Raw genomic sequence first — 22101 nt, forward strand, 5'->3', positions numbered from 1 at the left:
TCAAGGCGTCGATCAGGCGAACGACTTCTTGAACGCGGTGACGGCGGCCAGCAGTTCGGCTTCCGATTCCTTGTCCAGTGCCTTGGCCTTCTCGATCTTGTCGAGCAGCGCGGCGTGGCTGGACTTCAGGAACTGGTGCAGGCCATGTTCGAACGGCAGCACCTGCTTGATCTCGAGATCGTCCATGAAGCCCTTGTTCACTGCGAACAGCGACGCGCCCATCAGCGAGATCGACAGCGGGCTGTATTGCGGCTGCTTCAGCAGTTCGGTCACGCGGGCACCGCGGTCGAGTTGCTTGCGGGTGGCTTCGTCGAGGTCGGAAGCGAACTGCGCGAACGCGGCCAGTTCACGGTACTGGGCCAGGTCGGTACGGATACCGCCGGACAGGCCCTTGATGATCTTCGTCTGCGCCGACGAACCCACGCGCGACACCGAGATACCGGCGTTGATGGCGGGGCGGATACCTGCGTTGAACAGGTTGGTTTCCAGGAAGATCTGGCCGTCGGTGATCGAGATCACGTTGGTCGGAACGAAGGCGGACACGTCGCCGGCTTGCGTTTCGATGATCGGCAGCGCGGTCAGCGAACCGGTCTTGCCCTTGACCTCACCCTTGGTGAAGGCTTCGACGTAGTCGGCGTTTACGCGGGCTGCGCGCTCGAGCAGACGGCTGTGCAGGTAGAACACGTCGCCGGGGTAGGCTTCGCGGCCCGGGGGACGACGCAGCAGCAGCGACACCTGGCGGTAGGCAACGGCCTGCTTGGACAGGTCGTCATAGACGATCAGCGCGTCTTCACCGCGGTCGCGGAAGTATTCGCCCATCGTGCAGCCCGAGTAGGCCGCGACGTATTGCATGGCTGCCGATTCCGAAGCGGAGGCCGCGACCACGATCGTGTAGTCCATGGCGCCGGCTTGTTCCAGGGCGCGCACCACGTTCTTGATCGACGAAGCCTTCTGGCCGATCGCGACGTAGACGCAGGTCATGTTCTGACCCTTCTGGTTGATGATCGCGTCGATCGCCACGGCCGTCTTGCCGGTCTGGCGGTCGCCGATGATCAGCTCGCGCTGGCCGCGGCCGACGGGCACCATCGAGTCAATGGACTTCAGGCCGGTCTGCATCGGCTGGTCGACCGATTTACGGGCGATCACGCCAGGGGCGACCTTCTCGATCACGTCGGTCATCTTGGCGTTGATCGGGCCCTTGCCGTCGATCGGCTGGCCCAGGGCGTTCACCACGCGGCCGACGAGCTCGGGGCCCACCGGCACCTCCAGGATGCGGCCCGTGCACTTGACGGTGTCGCCTTCGGAGATGTGCTCGTACTCGCCCAGAATCACGGCGCCGACCGAGTCGCGCTCGAGGTTCAGCGCCAGGCCGAACGACGGCGTGCCGTCTGCCGTGGGCGGGAACTCGAGCATTTCGCCCTGCATCGCGTCGGACAGGCCATGCACGCGCACGATGCCGTCCGTCACCGACACCACGGTGCCTTCGTTACGGATGTTGGCGCTGACCCCGAGGCCCTCGATGCGGCTCTTGATCAGTTCGGAAATTTCTGCGGGATTGAGTTGCATGACTCTTTCCTTCTTTCTTTGAGGCTACAAGTAGAGGGCTGGAAACCGTCAGGCCGCCAGCGCAACTTTCATTTGTTCAAGGCGCGCTTTGACGGAGGTGTCGAGCACCTCGTCGCCGACCACCACACGGATGCCGCCGATCAGTTCAGGCTCTTGCCGAACCGTGACCTGGAGCTTGCGACCGAAGCGCTTCTCGAGCGCGGCAGACACGTTGGCCAGTGCCGCGGCTTCGATCGGGAAGGCGCTATAGACCACTGCGTCGGACGAGCCGCTCTTCGCGTTGGCCAGTGCCCGGAACTGCTTCGCAATTTCCGGCAGCACCGAAAAGCGCCCGTTCTCGAGGAGTGCGGACAGGAAGTTCTGGGCAGGAGCGGCCAGCGGTGCACCGAATGCACCGGCGACCACGCCGATCACCTGTTCGGCCGTGGCCTTGGGGTTGTCGGCGAACTGCTGGAGCTCCGGATTGGCCGCGATGGCGGCAATCTTTTCGAGCCAGGCGCTGGTTCCGGCCAGATCGGAGGACGCGGACGACGACGCCTTGAAGAGCGCCTCGGCGTAGGGGCGTGCAATGGTGGCGAGTTCTGCCATGGCTTCTATCAGAGTTCGGTCTGCAGACGGGCGAGCAGGTCGGCGTGAACGCCCGCATTCACTTCCTTGCGCAGGATCTGCTCCGCGCCCTTGACGGCCAGTGCGGCGACCTGCTCGCGCAGGGCTTCGCGGGCCTTCAGTGCCTGCTGTTCGGCTTCGGCGCGTGCGGCTGCAACGATCTTGTTGCCTTCCTCGGTCGCGCGGGCCTTGGCCTCTTCAACGATGGCCTGGGCGCGACGTTCGGCGTCGGCAAGACGTTGCGCGGACTCGTTGCGCGCCTGGCCCAGTTCGGCTTCCACGCGCTTGTTGGCGGCGGACAGCTCGGACTTGGCCTTGTCGGCGGCAGCGAGGCCTTCGGCGATCTTCGCGGCGCGGTCGTCCAACGCCTTCGCGATCGGCGGCCACACGTACTTCATCGTGAACCCGACCAGGATCAGGAACACGATCATCTGAACGATCAGGGTACCGGTAATGCTCACTTTTCACCCTCTCTATGGGATTGAATCGAAGCCATTCGCTAGCAGGGCCAGGGAACGACGACGCAGGTCCGACGAGAAAGACTTACTTCGGCAGGTTGGCGATTTGCGACAGGAACGGGTTGGCCGTTGCGAACCACAGGGCGATACCGGTGCCGATAATGAACGCGGCGTCGATCAGGCCGGCCAGCAGGAACATCTTGGTTTGGAGTTCACCCATGAGTTCGGGCTGACGTGCGGCCGACTCGAGGTACTTGCTGCCCATGATGCCGATGCCGATACATGCGCCCACAGCGCCCAGACCGATGATCAGGCCGGCGGCCAGTGCAACAAAGCTAATAACTTCCATGATGACTCCTAGAGGACTTTGGTTGAAGAGAAAAACAAAAACAAGAACGAAAACTGACGATCAGTGGTGATCGTGGGCCTGGCCGATGTAGACCAGCGTCAGCATCATGAACACGAAGGCTTGCAGCGTGATGATCAGGATGTGGAAGATGGCCCAGGCCGTGCCCGCGATGATGTGGCCGATGGCCAGGCCGATGCCGGTGGCCGACATGGACCAGGCACCGCCCATCAGGGCGATCAGCAGGAAGATCAGTTCGCCAGCGTACATGTTGCCGAACAACCGCATGCCGTGCGAGACCGTCTTGGCGACGAACTCGATCATCTGCATGGCGAAGTTGAAGGGGTACAGAGCCCAGTGATTGCCGAAGGGCGCGGTGAACAGCTCGTGGACCCAGCCGCCGGCACCCTTGATCTTGATGTTGTAGTAGATGCAGATCAGCAGCACCGCCACCGACATGCCCATGGTCACCGACAGGTCGGCGGTGGGCACGACGCGCAGGTAGGCGTGGTGCGGGTCTTCGCCGGCGATGTGGAAGATCTTGGCCCAGATCGCCGGGAACAAATCGACCGGGAACAGGTCCATTGCGTTCAGCAGGAAGATCCAGACGAAGATGGTCAGGGCCAGCGGCGCGACGAACTTGCGGCTCGTGGCGTTGTGAACGATGCCCTTGGCCTGCTGGTCGACCATTTCGACGAGCAGTTCGACAGCCGCTTGAAAACGGCCGGGAACACCCGAAGTGGCCTTGCGGGCAGCCAGCCAGAGCAGCCAGCAACCCAGGATGCCGAGCGTGATCGAGAAGAAGAGAGAGTCGAAGTTGAAAACCGAGAAGTCGGCCACACCTCCGGGCTTGGAGCTTTGCAGGTGCGTCAAGTGGTGAACGATGTATTCACCCGCGGTCTGACCATGTTCCGCAGCGTTTTCAGCAGCCATTCCGTTACTCGTCTCTCAGTTTCCGGCGCCGGGGCGAGAACATCACCGCCAACCAGGCCGCCTTCATTGTCACCACCAGGCCGATCAGCATTGCTGGCCAGCTCAGCGCCGTAATAAGCCTTGGCGCAGCGATCAGCATCGCCATCGACAAGGCCATCTTGACCATTTCCCACAGGAAGAATCCGAACACCGCAGTGCCCGGATTCAGGGAGGAAAACCGGCCGGTCAACCCGCGCGCGAAGACCGCCGATGGAACAACCACCGCGATCGCGCCATATGCGGCGGACCAGCCCAGATTTTGCCTCCCCGTCAGCCCCCAGGCGGCCAGAGCCACCACCAGACCGACAACCAACTGCCCCGCGATCACCCGCCAAGGGGAGATCGATGGGTTCTTTGCTCGCAGCTCACGCGCCTCATCGGCGGTCAGCGGCTTGAATTCCGTGTCGAGGCCTTCACCGTTTTCACTGGCCTCCGAGTCATGACGGGCGATTGTTTTCATTTCGAATGAAGCCCGGATGACGACCCAGAATTTCTACAAAGCCATTGATTATAAGTAAAAACCCAGCCTGTCCCGCCACCCGTGCTGTCGCGCACGCAAAACGCTGCCGCATTCCCTGACCGGAGCCCGACGTGGCGTGCGCAACCATAATTCCGGCATGCACCCTATCACCGACGCCCTGCCCGCCACGCTTTGTTACCTCGATGGCGAGTACACCGCGCTGCGCGACGCGAAGATCAGCGTCCTCGACCGCGGCTTCATCTTCGGCGACGGCATCTACGAATACGTCCCCGTCTACTTCGGCCAGCCCTTCTGCTTCGAGGAGCACATGGCCCGCCTCGACCGCTCGCTCGCCGAGCTGCAGATCGAGAACCCGCTCTCGCTCGCGCAGTGGCGCGAGATCGTGATGCGCCTCGTCGCACCCGCAGGCGAGGCGCCGCAGTCAGTGTACTTTCAGGTCACTCGCGGCGTGGCCCCGCGCGACCATGCGATGGTGCGCGGCATCCGCCCCACCGTGTTCGTGATGGTGAACCCGCTGCCGCCCATCTCCGAGGCCGTCCGCGCCAAGGGCGTGGCCTGTGTCACCGCGGCCGACTTCCGCTGGCAGAAGGCGCACATCAAGAGCACCAGCCTGCTGGGTGCCGTGCTCGCGCGGCAAATCAGCGTGGAGGCCGGCGCGGCCGAGACCATCATGTTCCGCGACGACTGGCTCAGCGAGGCCTCGTCGAGCAACGTGTGGATCGTGAAGGACGGCAAGCTGATGGGCCCGCCCAAGAACAACCTCGTGCTCACGGGCATCCGCTACGGCCTCTTCGAGCGCATGAGCAGGACGCTCGGCATTCCGTTCGAACTGCGTCCCATCTCACGCGAGGAAGTGTTCGCCGCCGACGAAGTGCTGATCTCCTCGGCCAGCAAGGAGCTGCTGCCGGTCGTCACGCTGGACGGCAAGCCTATTGGCAATGGCCGCCCCGGCCCCATCTACGAGAGCTTGTACGAGGCCTACCAGGAGGCCAAGGTACACAACGCGCGCAAGCAGCAAGAGCAGAAACACGGAGCCCCGGCATGACCGACAGCAACACCCCCGCCACCGAAACCACCTCGATCCCCGATCCGCGCAAGGAATCGCTGATCGAGTACCCCTCGCAGTTCCCGATCAAGGTGATGGGCGCCAAGGTCGACGGCTTCGTGCACGCCGTCACGCAGATCGCCGAGCGCTTCGACCCCGCCTTCGACGCCACCACCGTCGAGCTGCGCGACAGCAAGGCCGGCAACTACCTCGGCGTGACCATCACCGTCACGGCCACCAGCCGCGAGCAGCTCGACGACCTGTATCGCGCGCTGTCCTCGCATCCGATGGTCAAGGTCGTCCTCTGATGCCCGGGCCCGCGGCGCGGCAGGCCATGCGATGACCGACACCATCGCCGCCCCCGCTATCGAGCTGCGCCCGCTGGGCCGTGTCGACTACGCCGACACCTTCGCGGCGATGAAGCAGTTCACGCTCGAGCGCACCCCCGAGACGCCCGATGCGCTATGGATTTGCGAGCACACGCCGGTGTTCACGCAAGGCATCGCGGGCCGGCAGGACCACATCCTCAACCCTGGCGCGATACCCGTCGTGCAGACCGACCGCGGCGGGCAGGTCACCTTCCACGGCCCCGGCCAGGTGGTGGCCTATCCGCTGATCGACCTGCGCCGCGCGGGCTACTTCGTCAAGGAATACGTCTACCGCATCGAGGAATCGGTGCTGCGCACGCTGGCGCACTTCGGCGTCACGGGCCACCGCGTGGCAGGCGCCCCAGGCATCTACGTGCGGCTGGACGACCCGTTCTCGCACGCGGCGCTGACCGGCCCGATGCCCGCGGCCGACCCGTTCCGCGGGCTCGGCAAGATCGCGGCGCTGGGCATCAAGGTGAGCCGCCACGCCACCTATCACGGCGTGGCGCTCAACGTGCGTATGGACCTCGAACCCTTCTCGCGCATCAACCCTTGCGGCTACGCGGGGCTGCAGACGGTCGATCTTTCTACAATCGGCATCCAAACCACATGGGAAGAAGCCGCCGCGGTGCTGGGCCAGAAGCTCTGCACCTTCCTGGCGCCTTGACACACCAATGAGCACCACAGAAGTCGTCCGCGACGCACAAAGCGCCGAAACCTACAACCCCCTGGCCAAGCAGAAGGCGGCAGCCAAGCTGTCACGCATTCCCGTCAAGGTGGTGCAAAGCGGCGAAGTGCTCAAGAAGCCCGACTGGATCCGTGTCAAGGCCGGCAGCCCCACCACCCGCTTCTACGAGATCAAGCAGATCCTGCGCGAAAGCAACCTGCACACCGTCTGCGAAGAAGCCTCCTGCCCCAACATCGGCGAATGCTTCGGCAAGGGCACGGCCACCTTCATGATCATGGGCGACAAGTGCACGCGCCGCTGCCCGTTCTGCGACGTGGGCCACGGCCGCCCCGATCCGCTCGACAAGGACGAGCCGCTCAACCTCGCAAAGACCATCGCCAGGCTGCGCCTGAAGTACGTGGTGATCACCAGCGTCGACCGCGACGACCTGCGCGACGGCGGCAGCCAGCACTTCGTCGACTGCATCAGGAACATCCGCGAGCTCTCGCCCACCACGCAGATCGAGATCCTCGTGCCCGACTTCCGCGGCCGCGACGACCGCGCCCTCGAGATCCTCAAGGCCGCGCCGCCGGACGTGATGAACCACAACCTGGAAACCGCGCCACGCCTCTACAAGGAAGCGCGCCCCGGCAGCGACTACCAGTTCAGCCTGAACCTGCTCAAGAAGTTCAAGGCGCTGCACCCCAGCGTGCCGACCAAGAGCGGCATCATGGTCGGCCTGGGCGAGACCGACGATGAAATCCTGCAGGTGATGCGCGACATGCGCGCCCACGACATCGACATGCTGACCATCGGCCAGTACCTGTCGCCGTCGGGCTCGCACCTGCCGGTGCGCCGCTATGTGCACCCCGACACCTTCAAGATGTTCGAGGAAGAGGCCTACAAGATGGGCTTCAGCCACGCGGCGGTGGGTGCGATGGTGCGGTCTAGCTATCACGCGGATCAGCAGGCGCACGCCGCCGGCGTTTGACCGGACCGCGTCGAAGACGAAGAAAGAAAGGCCCCATCGAGGGCCTTTTTTCGATTCAGGGGAGAGCAGATGCCGCCAGCCACCGTCCTGACCACCCTCTCGACCCGCCCCGTCCCCGGCCTGGTCGAAAACCACGCGGCCTATGCGCGCCGGCACGGCTACGCGCACCACGTCGTCGACAGCACCCACGTGTGGGGCCCGCGCCAGCCGGTCTACTTCCGCTACCACGCGATCTACCACCACCTGCCGCGGATCGCCGAAGGCGGCCTGCTGCTGGTGCTCGACCAGTTCGCGGTCGTGTACGAGCCCCGTGCGCTGGAAGAGACTTTCGAGGGCATCGACGCGCTGGTCAGCGCGCAGCCCGACGACGACGCGCTGTGCAACACCAGCATGCTCCTGCTGCGCAATACGGCCGAGGTGCGCGAGAAGCTTCGCCAGTTGGTCGACCATGTCTCCCACTGGGCGGTGCGCATCCTGGAAGACGACGAGCAGCCTGAGAACTCGCTGGTCGCGCATGTCTTTCCGCCACGCCCCTGCGGACTGGCGCTGCCCAGCGGCATCTACCCCAACGTGCAGGCCAGCTGGCCCGGTGGCGGCTATCACGACTCCATCCGCGGCGTGCGGCCGCTGGTGGCCAGCGACGCGCCCACCTGGCACCGCGCGGGCCCCGCCAACCGGTGGACGCCGACGCTGGACTACGACTTCCGCGGCGTGCAGAACCTGGTCGACGAGGCCGCGGCGCTGGCCGCGGGCGAGCAGCCGCCCAGCGTTGCGCTCGCCGAAGCCGCGCTGCCAGACGGCGACGAGCTGCACCTGAACCCCGGCGCGCGCATCGCCTTCGTGAGCATCTACACGCACCACATCGCGAGCTACGGCCGCATCCACGAGGAGAGCTTCGCGCGCTACTGCCTGCGCCATGGCTACGGCTACCACCTCTACCGCAAGGTGCCGGAGTTCGCGAACGGGCTGACGGGCTCGTGGGCCAAGCCGCACGTGATGCGGCACCACCTCGCGGAGCACGAGTTCCTGCTGTGGGTCGACGCGGACATCATCGCGATGAACCAGTCGCTGCGCATGGAACCGCTGGTCGACGGACGGGAAGCCCTGGTCGGCAACGACCATACGGCGTGGAACATGAATTCCAGCGTGGTCGGCGTGCGCAACACGCCCGCGATGCATGCGCTGGTCGAGGACGTCTGCCGGCAGATCGAGAATGCGCCCGACCGCTCCTCGATCCACGCCAACGGCGGCGACCAGACCTACTTCGCGAACGCGTTCAGGGCGCGCGGCCTCATCACGCAGACACAGGTGGTCGATGCCCTGTCGCTCGACGCCCCGGTGATCTACGCCACCGGCGACAGCCACTTCGTGCACTTTCCCACGCAGCACACGCCGCTGCGCGCGGCCTCGATGCACGCCTGGAACCTGCGCAGCCTCGCGCTGGACGCCGGCGGCTAGCAAGTCCGGCGCGGCCTCTTCTCGGGACACCGCGGAATCGAGTGCGCGAAGCCGGTGAGGCGCTCCAGCGACACGGCTCAACCGCGCGTCGCGTTCTCCTTCATCTTCGCCAGCGCGATGGCGATGGCCGCGCCGCCCAGCGTCTTGATCAGGCCCGAGTGCTGCGCATAGAACTGGCTCACCTCATCGATCACACCCGCGTGCTGCTGCTCGGCATGCGTGGCGATCTCGGTCACCTGCGCGGGCGAGAGCTGCGAGGCCTGGTCGGGCGTGACCTGCGTCTGGCCCGGCTGCAGCATGCGCCCGAGCACGCCGCCGGCCAGCGCCGAGGCGGCCGCGGGGCCCAGCGTGGCCAGGATCTGGTTGAGCACGCCCGCCTGCTGTGCCGGCGACGACTGGCCGAACAGCTGGCCCACCGTGTCGCCGAAGGGCGGCGTCTGGTCCGAGCGCATCGCCGCGGCGAGCCCCGCGCCCAGTTCGCCGGGCGAGGCGTGCTGCGCGACCTGGTCGATGTGGGCCTCGGCGTTGTTGTTATTGCCGATGGCCTGTTGGAGGATGTCGAGTAGACCCATGGATGACTCCTTGTAACGGGAACGGGGAACGGACTGCCTCAGCGGCTCACGAGGTGCCAGACCCCGAGCAACACGGCTGCGCCGACCACCGAGGCGATGAAGCCGGCTCCCGCGCCCGCCGCATACCAGCCCATGGCCTGCCCCGCATAGGTGGCGACCAGCGAGCCCGCGATGCCGAGCACCGCCGTGAGGATGAACCCCATCGAGTTGTTGCCTGGCAGCACGGCGCGGGCCAGGAGCCCGGCGATGAAGCCGATCAGAATCGTCCAGATGATGTGCACGGTAGCTCCCTGTTGGTGACGGCAAGCGCCGCTGCTGCTTGGCGGACAGCGCCCGGGGATCGTGTTCCCGCGTTCCTGAGCGCCAACTGACGGCGCGCCGTCCTGCAGCCGCGCGGTCGCCAAGGCGCTGGCTGGAAGCGGGAGCATTTCGCTATCCTGCCGGCTGGCCAAGAAGAAGGAAGAGATGACTTTGCAAACGCACCCTGCCGTCCAAGCCGCCATGGAGCGCAGTTTCGGCGCCATCGCCGACCTGGTCCGCCTCCACGCGCAACACACGCCCGACCACGCCGCGCTGTCGGACGCGAACCGCACGCTGGACTACCGCTCCCTCGACGCGCTGATGGACCGCGTCGCGGCCAGCCTGCAGCGCGACGGGCTCAAGGCCGGCGACGCGATCGCCATCTGCGCCTCGTCGTCGGTGAACTACGCGGCCGTGTTCCTGGGCGCGCTGCGCGCGGGCGTCGCGGTGGCACCGCTGGCGCCCGGCTCCGCACCCGCGAGCCTGGCGCGCATGATCGAGGACGCCGAGGCGCGCATCCTGTTCAGCGACGCGTCGGCGGCCGAAGTGATCGGCCCCGCGAAGGAAGGCGGCATCGCGCGCGTGGCGCTCGACGGCTCGCAGGTCGGCCGCGGCATCGACGAATGGCTGGCGCCTGCCGGTGCGCGGCCCGAGCCTGTGGACGTGCAACCGGGCTGGGCCTTCAACATCATCTATTCGTCGGGCACCACGGGCGAGCCCAAGGGCATCGTGCAGGGCCACGGCATGCGCTGGGCCCACGTGCAGCGCGGCGCGAAGTACGAGTACGGGCCCGACTCGGTCACGCTGCTGTCGACGCCGCTGTACTCCAACACCACGCTGGTGGTGTTCTTCCCCACGCTGGCCTTCGGCGGCTGCGTGGTGCTGATGCCCAAGTTCGACGCGCTGGGCTACCTGCAACTAGCACAGCAGCGCCGCGTGACGCACACCATGCTCGTGCCGGTGCAGTACCAGCGGCTAATGGCGCACCCGCGCTTCGACGAGCACGACCTGTCCTCGTACAGGCACAAGTTCAGCACCAGCGCACCCTTCGGCGCCGCGTTGAAGGCCGACGTGCTCAAGCGCTGGCCCGGCGGGCTGGTCGAGTTCTACGGCATGACCGAGGGCGGCGGCACCTGCATCCTGGAGGCGCACCTGAACCCCACCAAGCTGCACACCGTGGGCCGGCCCGCCGAGGGCAGCGACATCCGTCTGATCGACGAGGACGGCAACGATCTGCCGCGCGGCGACACCGAGGTGGCCGGCGAGGTGGTGGGCCATTCGGCCGGCATGATGACCGGCTACCACCGCCAGCCCGCGAAGACGCGCGAGGCCGAGTGGTTCGATGCCACCGGCAAGCGCTTCATCCGCACCGGCGACGTGGGCCGCTTCGACGCCGACGGCTTCCTCACGCTGTTCGACCGCAAGAAGGACATGATCATCAGCGGCGGCTTCAACATCTACCCGAGCGACCTCGAGGCCGTGCTGCGCGGCCATGCGGCGGTGGCCGACGTGGCGGTGGTGGGCGTGCCTTCGGAGCAGTGGGGCGAGACGCCTGCCGCCTTCGTGGTGCGCCGCGAGGGTGACGCCACGAGCGAAGAAGAACTGCTGCAGTGGGCCAATGCCCAGGTCGGCAAGACACAGCGCCTGGCGCGCCTCGCCTTCATCGACGAGCTGCCACGCAGCGCGATCGGCAAGGTGCTCAAGCGCGAGCTTCGTGAACTCGCCGTCCGCTGACACCGGCGCGGGGGCAGCGCCCGACCACGGCGGCGGCGGCAACGGCCTGCTGTGGGTGCTGGTCGCCGTGGCGGTGCTGTTCGCCTTCCTGCACCCGCGCGCGCCCATGGACTGGCTGCGCCTGGTCGACTGGCAGACCGTCGGCGCGCTCGCCGGCCTGCTGGCCATCACCCAGGGCGTGGAACGCAGCGGCATGCTGCAGGCCACCGCGCAGCGCCTGCTCGCGCGCACGCACAACCAGCGCAGCCTGGCGATGCTGCTGACGGCCAGCGCGGCTTTCCTCTCCGCCCTGGTCACCAACGACGTGAGCCTGTTCCTGCTGGTGCCGCTGACACGCGTGCTCGCCACCCAGGCGCACCTTCCGCTCGCACGGCTGGTGGTGCTGCAGGCGCTCGCGGTGAACGCGGGCTCCGCGCTCACGCCCATCGGCAATCCGCAGAACCTCTATGTGTGGCACCGCTCGGGCGAAGGCTTCGTCGCCTTCATGGGGATGATGGGCCCGACGGTGGCGGTGATGCTGTTCTGGGTGTTCGTGGCCGTGTGGCTGCTGGTGCCGCGCACACCGATCGAGCTCAAGCCGCAGGCCGAGGCGGCGCCTGTGCAGCCGCGCATGCTGGCGCTGTCGGGGCTGCTGTTCGTGGGCTTCGTGATCGCGCTGGACCGGCACTGGCTTCTCGCGGGCCTGGGCGTGGTGTTCGGCGTGTTCCTGGTGAGCTATCCGCGCGTGCTGCGCGGCATCGACTGGGCGCTGCTGGCGATCATCGCGCTGATGTTCGTGGACCTGCGGCAGTTGGCGGAGCTGCCTGCCGTGGTCGCGCTGCTGGGCCACTGGCCGATCACCGAGGGCTGGCGCGCGTACCTCGCGGCCATCGTCACCTCGCAGTTCATCAGCAACGTGCCTGCGGCGATCCTGCTGGACGGCCACGTGCGCGACCTGCCCGCGCTGGCGGCCGGGGTGAGCGTGGGCGGCTTCGGCTGCGTGCTGGGCTCGCTGGCCAACCTGATCGCGCTGCGGCTGGCAAAGCTGCCGAACGGGCTGAGCGAGTTCCATCGCATCAGCATTCCGTTCCTGATCGTCTGTGCAGCCTCGGCGGTGCTGCTGCGGCTGGGGTGACAGCGGCAGAGGGCAGGCGGAAAATCGCCGATTCTTCTGCACTGCCCCTTCAATGCACACGCCCGCCACGCACACCCTGGCCCTGCGCGACTACGGCCACTCGCACGGCAGCCACGCGCACGACCATTTCCAGGTGCTGATCGGCCTGGACGGCGTGCTCGAAATCGAGGTGGAAGGCCGAGGCGCCGGCATCGCAGCCGGCGAGGCGCAAGTGGTGGCGCCGGGCGACCGGCACGACTTCAGCGCCCGCAGGCACGGCGCCGTGTGTCTGGTGCTCGACACCACGCAGCCCGCATGGGCCCGATGCGCCGAGCGCGCACCGCCCGGCTCGCCGCAATTGCACGCGCTGGCGCGCTACCTGGCGCAATGCATGAAGCAGCCGCAGGCCTCGGCACTGGCGCTGCAGCACGGCCCCGCGCTGCTGCTGGAGGCCTGGAGCCCGTCGCCGGCGTCCTCCGCCGAATCGCGCCGCCGCCGCATCGACTGGCCCCTGCTCGCCGACTGGGCCCGCGTCCGCTGGCACCAGCCGCTGGCCGTGGCCGACCTGGCGGAGGTCGCCTGCCTGAGCCCCAGCCAGTTCGCCCAGCGCTGCCGCGACGAGCAGGGCATGGGCGCGATGCAGTGGCTGCGCTCGCTGCGGCTGGCGCATGCGCGCGAGCTGCGGCTGGGCGGCATGAGCGTGGCGGAGACGGCGCGGCGCACGGGGTATCGGTCGCCATCGGCGCTGACGGCGGCCCTTCGGCGCTGACTTTCTCCCTGCCTGCAACACCCGAACCGTCGTTTCGCGACGACGGACCGTCATTGCGCGACGACCGCATCGCGTAGCCTCGCCGTCCATGCCATCGACCGCCTACGCAATGATCGCCATCGCCCTGTGGACCACGCTCGCCTCGCTGGGCACCTCCCTGTCCCACCTGCCGCCCTTCCTGCTCACCGGGCTGGCGCTCATCATCGGCAGCGTGCCGAGCTGGCCGCTGGTGCTGCGCGACCGCTCTGCCTGGAAGGTGCCGCCGCGCACGCTGGCGCTGGGCATCTACGGACTCTTCGGCTATCACTTCCTGCTGTTCATCGCGCTGCGCTACGCGCCGCCGGTGGAGGCCAACCTGGTCAACTACCTCTGGCCGCTGCTGATGGTGGTACTGGCGCCGGTGCTGCTGCCGGGCGTGTCGCTGCGGCCGCTGCACCTGGTGGCGGGGCTGCTGGGTTTTGGCGGCGCGGCAGCGGCGATCCTGGGCGCAGGCGGGGGCGGGGGCGCTTCCGCCGCGGGGCACTGGGGCTTCGTGCCGGCGCTGGCCTCGGCCTTCGTGTGGGCGAGCTATTCGCTCTGGACGAAGCGCGTGCCGGCCTTCCCGACCTCGGCGATCGGCCTGTTCGGGCTGGTCTCGGGCGCGCTCTCGCTGGCCTGTCACGCGGTGCTGGAACCGTCGGTGCCGCTATCGGGCCGCGACTGGCTGCTGCTGGTGCTTTGCGGCCTCGGCCCGCTGGGCGCGGCCTTCTTCGTGTGGGACATGGCGCTCAAGCGCGGCGACGCGCGGCAGATCGGCATCCTGAGCTACATCACGCCGCTGGGCTCGACGGCGCTGCTGATGTTCGTGACCGGCCGGCCGCTGACCTGGACCATCGTGCTGGCAGCCTGGCTGATCATCTCGGCGGCGATCATGGGCACGCGCGCACGTTGATCGTGACGATCGCGGTGATGCATGCGTGCTGAATCAGGCTGTATCCGACGGGGCGCCTTCATCTTTTCTGGCTAGAGTGGAGGCTCGGTAAAAAAAGGAGCCAACCCACATGGACGACAAGAACAGGGATTTCGAGATCACGCCAAAGCTGGTGTTCGACCTGAACCTGGCGCTGTACCTCGACCTGGTGGCCGCGCTGGAGGGCGCGGGCGCCGTCACCTACCGCCAGATGGCGGCCCGGGTGCTCAACATCAGCATGGATGCGCGCAACGACGGCGAAGCCGGCCTGTCGACGGTGCTCGAGGGCATCGCCCGGGGCTTCGCCGGCCACGGCGACGGCCTGTCGATCGAATTGCTGAAGGCCGCCCGCGGCCTGCGCGAGGACGACGCGCTGGGCGACATCCCGATGCGGCCCGACCTGGGCTGAGCCGGAGCGCCGCCTCCGGCGACCCGGCCTGCGACTCGACTAGTCCTCGGCGACCTGCAGCACCAGCTTGCCGAAGTTCTCGCCCGCGAAGAGCTTGTTCAGCGACTCGGGGAAGGTATCGAGCCCCTTCACCACGTCTTCCTTGCTCTTCATGCGCCCATCTTTCAGGTAACCGGCCATCTCGGCGATGGCGATGTGGTACCGGTCGGCATAGTCGAACACCACGATGCCTTCCATGCGGGCGCGGTTCACCAGCAGGCTCAGGTAGTTCCTCGGGCCCGCCGAGGGCATGCTGTTGGCGTTGTTGTACTGGCTGATCGCGCCGCAGATGATGATGCGGGCCTTGCGCGCGAGCCGCGCCAGCACCATGTCGAGGATCTCGCCGCCGACGTTGTCGAAATAGATGTCCACGCCCTTCGGGCAGTGCGTCTTCAGGCCCTCGCGCACCGCGGCGGCGCCGGCCTTGTAGTCGATGCAGGCGTCGAAGCCCAGCTCCTTCACCACCCAGTCGCACTTGGCCTGGCCGCCGGCGATGCCGACCACGCGGCAGCCCTTGATCTTTGCCAGCTGGCCCACGGTCTGGCCGACCGCGCCGGCCGCGCCCGAAACCACCACCGTCTCGCCCGGCTTGGGCATGCCCACGTCCATCAGGCCGAAGTAGCCGGTCATGCCGGGCATGCCCAGCACGTTGAGCCACTGGGTGATGGTGCCCACGCTCAGGTCGATCTTCACCAGCCCGTTGCGCTTGACCTGGTCTTCGGGGATGAGGATGTATTCCTGTACGCCCAGCGTGCCGTAGACGGTGTCGCCTACGGCGAACTGCGGGTTCTTCGAGGCGATGACGCGGCCGACGCCGCCGGCGCGCATCACTTCGTCGATGCCCACGGGCGGGATGTAGCTCTTGGCGTCGTTGAGCCAGCCCCGCATGGCGGGGTCGAGCGACAGCGACAGCGTCTTGACGAGCACGCCGCCCTCGGCCGGCTCGCCGACGGGCTCGGTGGTGAACTTCCAGTTCTCGCGGGTAGCCGTGCCCTCGGGGCGCTTGGCGAGGCGGACCTGGTGGTTGGTGAGTGGGGTGCTCATGGTGTCTGTCTCCTTGACCTTGGATGAGGGGCTTGGCGGGCGCTCGGGCGTTCGGACGCTCGGACGCTCGCTCGGGGCGCTTGCATCGTAGTCGCGGGCCCGGGCCGGGCTGGTAGCGCAGGTGACAGGCAAGGCGGCGGCGGAGCCGCCGGCTCCTCAGGTCAGCCTGACGACGATCTGCAGCCCCGGGTGCGCATTGCGCAACGTGAGCTTGCCGCCGTGCGCCTCGGCGATCAGCCGGCACAGGTACATGCCCAGGCCCACGCCGCCGGTGGCGCGCGCCCGGGCGCCGTCGGTGCGGTAGAAGGGTTCGGTCAGGCGTTCGAGCTGCTCCTCGTCCACGCCGGGGCCGTGGTCGCGCACCTCGATCTCGGCGCCCTGGCTGCTGCCGTCGAGCGCGGCGCGCAGCGAAACGCACGGCGGCCGGGGCGCGTCGGCGCTGTAGCGCAGCGCGTTGTCCAGCAGGTTGCGCACCAGCAGGCGGATGCGCATGCGGTCCACCGCGTGCGGCGGCAGGCCCTCGGCCAGGTCGAGGTGCACGTGCCCGGCGCCGGGCATCTCGGCCACGATCTCGCGGATCAGCGCCGCCAGGTCGACGGGCTCGCGCTGCAGCGCCACGTGCGGGCTGGCGAGGCGCTCGCTCTCCAGCAGGTCGCTGATGAGGTCGCGCATCTCGTTGAGGTCGCGCAGCAGCGCGTCGCGCTCGGCCTGCCCCTCGGGCGTGGCCGGCAGCAGCTCGGCATTGAGGCGGGCGCGCGTGAGCGGCGAGCGCAGCTCATGGCTCAGCGCCAGCAGCAGCCCGCGCTTGGCGTCGAGCATGGCCTGGATGTCCTCGGCCATGGTGTTGATGCGCTCGGCGAGGTCGCCCAGGTCGTCGTTGCGGCGCACCGGAATGGGCTGCGTGAACTCGCCGCGTCCGAAGCGCTGCGCGCCTTCGCGGATGTCGATCAGCGGCCGCAGCAACCGGCTCACGTAGGCATAGCCCAGCAGCACGCAGGACAGCAGCAGGCCCAGCGTGGCCCAGCCGATGACGCGCGGCGCCAACTGCCAGAGCTTGGGCGACCAGCCGAAGATCACCCGATGCCCGTCGGCCGTGGGGCGGATGAACCATTTGTCGCCGCCGAAGACGTCTTCGCGGTCATGCATCCAGCCGCCGGGGCTGCTCGCGCCGCCGGGGTTGGAATCCCAGTTGACCTTGGGGCCGACGATGCGGATGGTGATCGGCAGCCGCGCCACCAGTGCCTGCGCGCGCGCCACGTCGGGCGGGGTGCCGATCTCGGCCACGAGCCGGTCGGCGTAGTCGGTCAGCATGGGCTTGGCGGCCTCGGCCCAGCCGGTGGAGAACGACTTCTTCATGCCGCCCATGAAGACGGCCGCCATCACCAGCGCGAGCAGCACGAACATCAGCACCAGCCGCACGCGCAGCGAACGTCGCCAGCGGCGCTTGCCCTGCACCTTCTCGTTCCAGCGCGCGTGCCATTTGGCGTGCCAGTCGCCGCGCGTCATCTCGTCGCGGCACTCCTCGCCGCGCCACCGCATCCTGCGGGACTCCCTGCCTCGGCCGAAATTCATGCAGGCTCGCTGCGGGCCACCGCCAGCGCATAACCGGCGTTGCGCAGCGTCTTGATGCAGTCCAGCGGCTCGAGCTTCTTGCGCAGCCGGCTCACCACGATGTCGACCGCGCGCGTGTAGAGTTCGGCCTCGTGGCCGCGCAGGCGGTTGAGGATGTCGTCGCGGCTGAACACCTTGCCCGGCTCGGCCGCCAGCAGCGCGAGCAGCTCGAACTCGGTGCCGGTGAGCTCCACGCGCTCGCCGTGGCGCAGCACCTGGCGCCGGTCGAGGTCGATCGACAGGCCGTCGAACACGCGGTATTGCGTGCCGTTGGAAGCGGCCTGCGGCGTGCTGCGCTGGCGGCGCAGGATGGTCTGCACGCGCGCCACCAGTTCGCGCGGCTCGAAGGGCTTGGGCACGTAGTCGTCGGCGCCGAGTTCGAGGCCGACCACGCGGTCCATCACTTCGCCGCGGGCGGTGAGCATCACGATGGGAATGTCGCTTTCCTTGCGGATCTCGCGGCACAGCGCGAAGCCGTCCATCTCGGGCAACATCACGTCGAGGATGGCCGCGTCGTAGGTGCCCGCGCGCAGCCTGGCCAGCCCCTCGCTCGGGCGCACGGCGCTCTCGAGCGTGCAGCCGAAGCGTGCGAAGTAGGTGGTCAGCGGCGCGGCGAGGTGCTCGTCGTCGTCGATCAGCAGGATGCGCGGCATGGCGGGATTGTGCCTCCGGACGAGAAAGTGGCGAATGACCTCGCTGACCATCAGACCCGCCGGCATCGCACCGCCCAGGTCAGGCCCGTCACGAGAGTGGAAAGCAGCAGCGCGTGATAGACCACGTCGGGCACCGTGCGCGGACCGATGCCAGCGACGATGGTGCCAAGGCCGACCAGCGTGCCCAGCAGCGCGAAGCCCTGGCCGAAGATGGCCGCGCGGCGCGCATGGTGCGGGCGCAGCCAGGTCTCCACCGAGGCCAGCACCAGCACGGTGGCGATCACCGCCTCCGCGGTGCGCGCCGCCGGGTGCGCGTAGCCGGGCACGAGCAAACCGGCGTGCACCATCGACGCGATGCCCAGCGTGAGCGCCTCGGTCAGCATCCATGCGCGCGCGGCCGGCGCGTGCACGGCATGCGAGGCGGTGGGGTCGTGGCTCATGTACTTGTCGCTCACCACGGGTCCGCCTTGCCGATGCGGCCCAGGTGCGTGGCGGCGAAGCCGCTCGCGTACTTGAGCCCGTAGCCCAGCGCGTGGTCCATGCCGATGTGGGCCAGCCAGATCAGGCTGCCCGCCACCGCCCACGGCATGGCCGCGAGAACGCCGAGCGCCAGCAGCAGCACCGGACCGACGTACGAATGCGCCGCGTTGTAGAGCGCCGCGCCCGTGCGCGAACCCGCGAGGTAGCCCAGCAGGGACAGATCGGGCGCGAGCAGCCAGAGCGCGAACACGCCCCAGCCCGCGCCGAACTGGGCGTAGGCGGCCAGCGCCACGCCCAGCACCACCGCGCCTTCGAGGCGCAATAGCGTGCGCACGCCGCCCGTAGCTACCGTCACGGCTCCTTCGGGAGACACCGTGGAACCGGCTTCGCCGGTCCACTGGTGTCGCCCCCGGAGAGGGGGGAGGCGAAGCGACACGGAGTGCGCGAAGCCTGGGGGTGAGCCAGCCCTAGCCATGACGGCTCCAGCGGCGGCCGCCGCGCTCCATGAAGTCGCGCACCTTCTGCTGCTGCGCGGCGTTCAGGTTGTCGTAGAAGTCGGCGGCTGCCGCGATGATCTCGGGGCTGCCGTTGCGCACGGCCGTGGTCTTCTCGTCGATCAGGCGGGCGGCGCCGGCCTGATCGAGCTTGTTGCCCGCGAACAGCGCCTTGAACTGCGAGCGCGGATCGCCCGAGCCGCCGGCACCTCGCATGGCCTCGCGCTGCGCCTGCAGCTTCTCGGCCAGCACCGTGAGCTTCTGCTTCTGGTTGGCGTCGAGTTCGAGCTTGCTGCCCACGCGCTCGACCATCTTCGCGCGGAACTCGGCGCTGTCGCCGCCCCAGCCGTGTCGGTAGCTGCTGCAGCCGGCGATGCTGCCTGCGACCATTGCGGCACCCGCGAAGCCGAACAGAGTGCGTTTGATCCAGTGTTTCATGGTGATTCCTTGTGTTCCTGATGTTGTGTTGAGGAGGAAGCTCCATGGTGCGGATCGCACCTGGCCAGGTCCTCTCGCCGCGGTTGCGGCGTGTTTCGTTTTATTGCGGCAGGCGTGGCGACAAGCGGGCCCGCTTACAGGCGGCTGCTCTTGGCGTTGGCCGCGGCGGCACGCGCGTCGACGGGGTTCTGCATGGTCGAGATGACCTGGCTGTTCACGCGCGAGCTGGCCGACACGTTCTGGTCGGGCGCGGCGGCCGCGCGCACGGCTTCGGCGACGATGCGCGCGCGCTCGGTCGACACGGCCATGGTCTCGGCGCCGCGCGAGCCGCGCACCACGTTCTGGTCGGGCGCCGACGCGGTGCGCGCGGCTTCGACGTTGACCTCGGCGCGGCTCTTGGCCGACACGGCGGGCTGCACGCCCTCGTAGCTCTCGGCCTTTGCGCCAGCTGCGGCGAGCATGGCGAAGGACGCGACGGCGACGATCTGGGTGAAGGAGATGGAGTTCATTTCAGGCCTTTCTTGCAGTGGTTGAAGAGAAGGCCTGATCGTGCTTGCGGGGGGTGCGCAAGTCCTTTCGCCGCAGTTTCGGCGTGTTTCGTTAAGTTTCAGCCCGCCCCCAGGCTGCGCGCACTTCGTGTCGGTGCACCAACCCCCTACCGGGGCAACACCAGCGGCCCGGCAAAGCCGGTTCCGCGGTGTTTCCCGAATGAAGAGCCTGATCAGCCCGCCATTGCGGCGGCAGGATCGTCGGAGTCGAGCACGCTCTGCGCCCAGGCCTCGAGCTTGCCGGTGTCGGCGCGCAGCACTTCCTGCTTGACCGCGAGGATGCGTGAGGGATGCATCGAGAAGCTGCGCAGGCCCAGCCCCAGCAGCAGGCGCGTGAAGGCCACGTCGCCCGCCATCTCGCCGCACACGGCCACGCCCTTGCCCTGGCGGCGGCACTCGGCGATGGTGTCGGCCACCAGTCGCAGCACGGCCGGGTGCGCCGGGTCGTACAGATGCGCCACCGATTCGTCGGCGCGGTCGATGGCCAGCGTGTACTGGATCAGGTCGTTGGTGCCGATCGACAGGAAGTCGAAGTGCCTGAGGAAGATGCGCAGCGTGAGCGCGGCAGCGGGAATCTCGATCATCGCGCCGAGCTTCACGTTGCCGTACACCGCGCCGCGGTTGTCGAGCTCGGCGCGCGCGAAGTCGATCAGCGAGAGCGTCTGGCGGATCTCGCTCGCGTGCGCGAGCATGGGAATGAGCAGGTGGATCTCGCCGTGCGCCGCAGCGCGCAGGATGGCGCGAAGCTGCGTGAGGAACATCGCCGGATCGGCCAGGCTCCAGCGGATGGCGCGCAGGCCCAGCGCCGGGTTCAGGTGCTCCTGCTTGTTGGCCGAGATGCTGTCCAGCGGCTTGTCGGCGCCCACGTCGATGGTGCGGATGGTGACGGGCATGCCCTGCATGCCCTCCACCGCGCGCCGGTAGGCCTGGTATTGCTCTTCCTCGTCGGGCAGGCGGGTCTGGCGCGTGCTCGTGTCGCGGCCCATGAAGAGGAACTCGCTGCGGAACAGGCCCACGCCCACGGCGCCGGCCTTGACCGCGCCCGCGGTGTCTTCCGGCATCTCGATGTTGGCGAGCAGCTCCACGCGCTGGCCGTCGAGCGTGACGGCGGGCTTGTGGCGCAGCCGCGCGAGCCGGCCGCGCTCGAGGTCGCCCTGGCGCTGCTTGAAGCCGTACTCGGCCAGGATGATCGGCGACGGGTCGACGATCACCACGCCCGCATCGCCGTCGATGATGACCCAGTCGTCTTGCCGCACCAGCTGGCTCGCGGTGCGCGCGCCGACCACCGCCGGAATGTCCATGCTGCGCGCCACGATGGCGGTGTGCGAGGTGCGCCCGCCCACGTCGGTGACGAAGCCGGCGAACACGCTCTTCTTGAACTGCAGCATGTCGGCCGGAGAGAGATCGTGCGCGATCAGCACCAGCGGCACGTCGATGCCGTCGCCCGCGGTGGGGTCGTCGCTGTCTTCGCCGTCGTCGACCGGCGCGGCCGCGCGCTTGCGGCGCGGCGGGCTCGGCGCCAGCACGGCGGCCGTGCCCTTCATGCGATGCAGCAGGCGCTCGACCACCTGCTCGAGGTCGGCCTTGCGCTCGCGCAGGTACGGGTCCTCCATCTCGTCGAACTGCCGCGCGATGATCTCCAGCTGCGTGGTCAGCGCCCATTCGGCGTTGTACAGGCGCTCGCTGATCCAGTGCTTGACGCCGCCGCTGAGGGCCTCGTCCTGCAGCAGCATCTGGTGCACTTCGAGCAGCGCCGCGAGCTCGTGCGGCGCGTCGTTCGGGCCCATTTGCGCGACGTTGGCCTGCAGCTTCGCCAGCTCGTCGGCCACCGCGTTGCGCGCGCTGCGCACGCGGTCGATCTCGGACTCGATCTCCTCGGGCTTGATGAAGTAGTGGGCGACGTCGATGCGGCTCGACACCACCAGCACGGCGCGCCCGATGGCAATGCCACGGGCAACGGGGAGGCCGTGGACTGCGAAGGTCATGCCCTCAGTCCCCCGATCCGCTTTG

General features: G+C 68.1%; 26 protein-coding genes. 10 read left to right on the forward strand and 16 right to left on the reverse strand.

Features of this window, described 5'->3' with window-relative positions; all coding sequences use genetic code 11:
• Window positions 1-12: 12 nt before the first annotated feature.
• From atpA to ACHMXA_RS00660, 6 genes are all read right to left on the reverse strand, one after another.
• A complete protein-coding gene (gene atpA, locus ACHMXA_RS00635; protein WP_176668464.1) occupies window positions 13-1566 on the reverse strand; it encodes a F0F1 ATP synthase subunit alpha in 1554 nt (517 codons plus the stop codon).
• Window positions 1567-1614: 48 nt separating this feature from the next.
• On the reverse strand, window positions 1615-2154 hold the full coding sequence (locus ACHMXA_RS00640) for a F0F1 ATP synthase subunit delta (RefSeq protein ID WP_176668465.1): 540 nt from the start codon (window positions 2152-2154) through the stop codon (window positions 1615-1617).
• 8 nt (window positions 2155-2162) lie between these two features.
• A complete protein-coding gene (locus tag ACHMXA_RS00645; RefSeq protein ID WP_093206376.1) occupies window positions 2163-2633 on the reverse strand; it encodes a F0F1 ATP synthase subunit B in 471 nt (156 codons plus the stop codon).
• Window positions 2634-2715: 82 nt separating this feature from the next.
• Window positions 2716-2979: a F0F1 ATP synthase subunit C gene (gene atpE, locus ACHMXA_RS00650; RefSeq protein ID WP_019657641.1), complete on the reverse strand. Its 264-nt coding sequence runs from the start codon at window positions 2977-2979 to the stop codon at window positions 2716-2718.
• A gap of 60 nt (window positions 2980-3039) precedes the next feature.
• Window positions 3040-3909 (reverse strand): F0F1 ATP synthase subunit A, encoded by an 870-nt coding sequence (gene atpB / locus ACHMXA_RS00655; protein ID WP_093206375.1) that lies wholly within the window; start codon window positions 3907-3909, stop codon window positions 3040-3042.
• 4 nt (window positions 3910-3913) lie between these two features.
• Window positions 3914-4408 (reverse strand): ATP synthase subunit I, encoded by a 495-nt coding sequence (locus ACHMXA_RS00660; RefSeq protein WP_395317653.1) that lies wholly within the window; start codon window positions 4406-4408, stop codon window positions 3914-3916.
• Window positions 4409-4565: 157 nt separating this feature from the next.
• Between ACHMXA_RS00660 and ACHMXA_RS00665 the strand changes: the two genes are divergently transcribed.
• From ACHMXA_RS00665 to ACHMXA_RS00685, 5 genes are all read left to right on the forward strand, one after another.
• A complete protein-coding gene (locus tag ACHMXA_RS00665; protein ID WP_176668467.1) occupies window positions 4566-5474 on the forward strand; it encodes a D-amino acid aminotransferase in 909 nt (302 codons plus the stop codon).
• Window positions 5471-5782, forward strand: coding sequence for a YbeD family protein (locus ACHMXA_RS00670; RefSeq protein ID WP_395317656.1), 312 nt, complete (start codon window positions 5471-5473; stop codon window positions 5780-5782). Before ACHMXA_RS00665 ends, ACHMXA_RS00670 begins: the two co-directional genes overlap by 4 nt.
• Window positions 5783-5813: 31 nt before the next feature.
• Window positions 5814-6509, forward strand: coding sequence for a lipoyl(octanoyl) transferase LipB (gene lipB / locus ACHMXA_RS00675; RefSeq protein ID WP_395317658.1), 696 nt, complete (start codon window positions 5814-5816; stop codon window positions 6507-6509).
• A gap of 7 nt (window positions 6510-6516) precedes the next feature.
• Window positions 6517-7500, forward strand: coding sequence for a lipoyl synthase (gene lipA, locus ACHMXA_RS00680; RefSeq protein ID WP_395317660.1), 984 nt, complete (start codon window positions 6517-6519; stop codon window positions 7498-7500).
• A 69-nt stretch (window positions 7501-7569) separates the two neighbouring features.
• A complete protein-coding gene (locus ACHMXA_RS00685) occupies window positions 7570-8958 on the forward strand; it encodes a hypothetical protein (RefSeq protein ID WP_395317662.1) in 1389 nt (462 codons plus the stop codon).
• 77 nt (window positions 8959-9035) lie between these two features.
• On the opposite strand, the gene ACHMXA_RS00690 is transcribed toward ACHMXA_RS00685, so the two are convergent.
• Entirely contained in the window at window positions 9036-9530 is a 495-nt protein-coding gene (locus ACHMXA_RS00690) for a hypothetical protein (protein ID WP_395317664.1), read from the reverse strand.
• Between the two features lie 38 nt (window positions 9531-9568).
• Entirely contained in the window at window positions 9569-9811 is a 243-nt protein-coding gene (locus ACHMXA_RS00695) for a GlsB/YeaQ/YmgE family stress response membrane protein (protein ID WP_395317666.1), read from the reverse strand.
• Window positions 9812-10031: 220 nt separating this feature from the next.
• Here ACHMXA_RS00695 and ACHMXA_RS00700 point away from each other — a divergent pair, with 220 nt between their 5' ends.
• From ACHMXA_RS00700 to ACHMXA_RS00720, 5 genes are all read left to right on the forward strand, one after another.
• On the forward strand, window positions 10032-11564 hold the full coding sequence (locus ACHMXA_RS00700; RefSeq protein ID WP_395321188.1) for a class I adenylate-forming enzyme family protein: 1533 nt from the start codon (window positions 10032-10034) through the stop codon (window positions 11562-11564).
• Entirely contained in the window at window positions 11545-12678 is a 1134-nt protein-coding gene (locus ACHMXA_RS00705) for an SLC13 family permease (RefSeq protein ID WP_395317668.1), read from the forward strand. The genes ACHMXA_RS00700 and ACHMXA_RS00705 overlap by 20 nt, the downstream gene beginning before the upstream one ends.
• Window positions 12679-12730: 52 nt before the next feature.
• A complete protein-coding gene (locus tag ACHMXA_RS00710) occupies window positions 12731-13426 on the forward strand; it encodes an AraC family transcriptional regulator (protein ID WP_395317670.1) in 696 nt (231 codons plus the stop codon).
• A gap of 88 nt (window positions 13427-13514) precedes the next feature.
• The gene (locus ACHMXA_RS00715) at window positions 13515-14357 is read left to right on the forward strand and encodes a DMT family transporter (protein ID WP_395317672.1); all 843 of its coding nucleotides are present in this window, start codon (window positions 13515-13517) and stop codon (window positions 14355-14357) included.
• Window positions 14358-14466: 109 nt separating this feature from the next.
• Complete coding sequence (locus ACHMXA_RS00720) at window positions 14467-14784, forward strand: hypothetical protein (RefSeq protein ID WP_395317674.1); 318 nt, start codon at window positions 14467-14469, stop codon at window positions 14782-14784.
• A gap of 39 nt (window positions 14785-14823) precedes the next feature.
• Here ACHMXA_RS00720 and ACHMXA_RS00725 read toward each other — a convergent pair whose 3' ends face one another.
• The 8 genes from ACHMXA_RS00725 to ptsP form a co-directional block, all read right to left on the reverse strand.
• A complete protein-coding gene (locus ACHMXA_RS00725; RefSeq protein WP_395317676.1) occupies window positions 14824-15867 on the reverse strand; it encodes an NADP-dependent oxidoreductase in 1044 nt (347 codons plus the stop codon).
• A 156-nt stretch (window positions 15868-16023) separates the two neighbouring features.
• Entirely contained in the window at window positions 16024-17406 is a 1383-nt protein-coding gene (locus tag ACHMXA_RS00730) for an ATP-binding protein (protein WP_395317678.1), read from the reverse strand.
• Window positions 17407-17435: 29 nt separating this feature from the next.
• Window positions 17436-18131 (reverse strand): response regulator transcription factor, encoded by a 696-nt coding sequence (locus tag ACHMXA_RS00735; RefSeq protein ID WP_395317680.1) that lies wholly within the window; start codon window positions 18129-18131, stop codon window positions 17436-17438.
• 50 nt (window positions 18132-18181) lie between these two features.
• A complete protein-coding gene (locus ACHMXA_RS00740) occupies window positions 18182-18586 on the reverse strand; it encodes a hypothetical protein (protein ID WP_395317682.1) in 405 nt (134 codons plus the stop codon).
• A complete protein-coding gene (locus tag ACHMXA_RS00745; protein WP_395317684.1) occupies window positions 18583-18984 on the reverse strand; it encodes a DUF4260 domain-containing protein in 402 nt (133 codons plus the stop codon). The genes ACHMXA_RS00740 and ACHMXA_RS00745 overlap by 4 nt, the downstream gene beginning before the upstream one ends.
• 94 nt (window positions 18985-19078) lie before the next feature.
• A complete protein-coding gene (locus tag ACHMXA_RS00750; protein ID WP_125952631.1) occupies window positions 19079-19543 on the reverse strand; it encodes a Spy/CpxP family protein refolding chaperone in 465 nt (154 codons plus the stop codon).
• Between the two features lie 134 nt (window positions 19544-19677).
• Window positions 19678-20052 (reverse strand): DUF4148 domain-containing protein, encoded by a 375-nt coding sequence (locus ACHMXA_RS00755; protein ID WP_176669041.1) that lies wholly within the window; start codon window positions 20050-20052, stop codon window positions 19678-19680.
• A gap of 212 nt (window positions 20053-20264) precedes the next feature.
• Complete coding sequence (gene ptsP / locus ACHMXA_RS00760) at window positions 20265-22076, reverse strand: phosphoenolpyruvate--protein phosphotransferase (RefSeq protein ID WP_395317687.1); 1812 nt, start codon at window positions 22074-22076, stop codon at window positions 20265-20267.
• Window positions 22077-22101 lie beyond the last annotated feature (25 nt).

It is taken from the genome of Variovorax sp. UC74_104, assembly GCF_044055375.1.
GTDB lineage: Bacteria > Pseudomonadota > Gammaproteobacteria > Burkholderiales > Burkholderiaceae_C > Variovorax.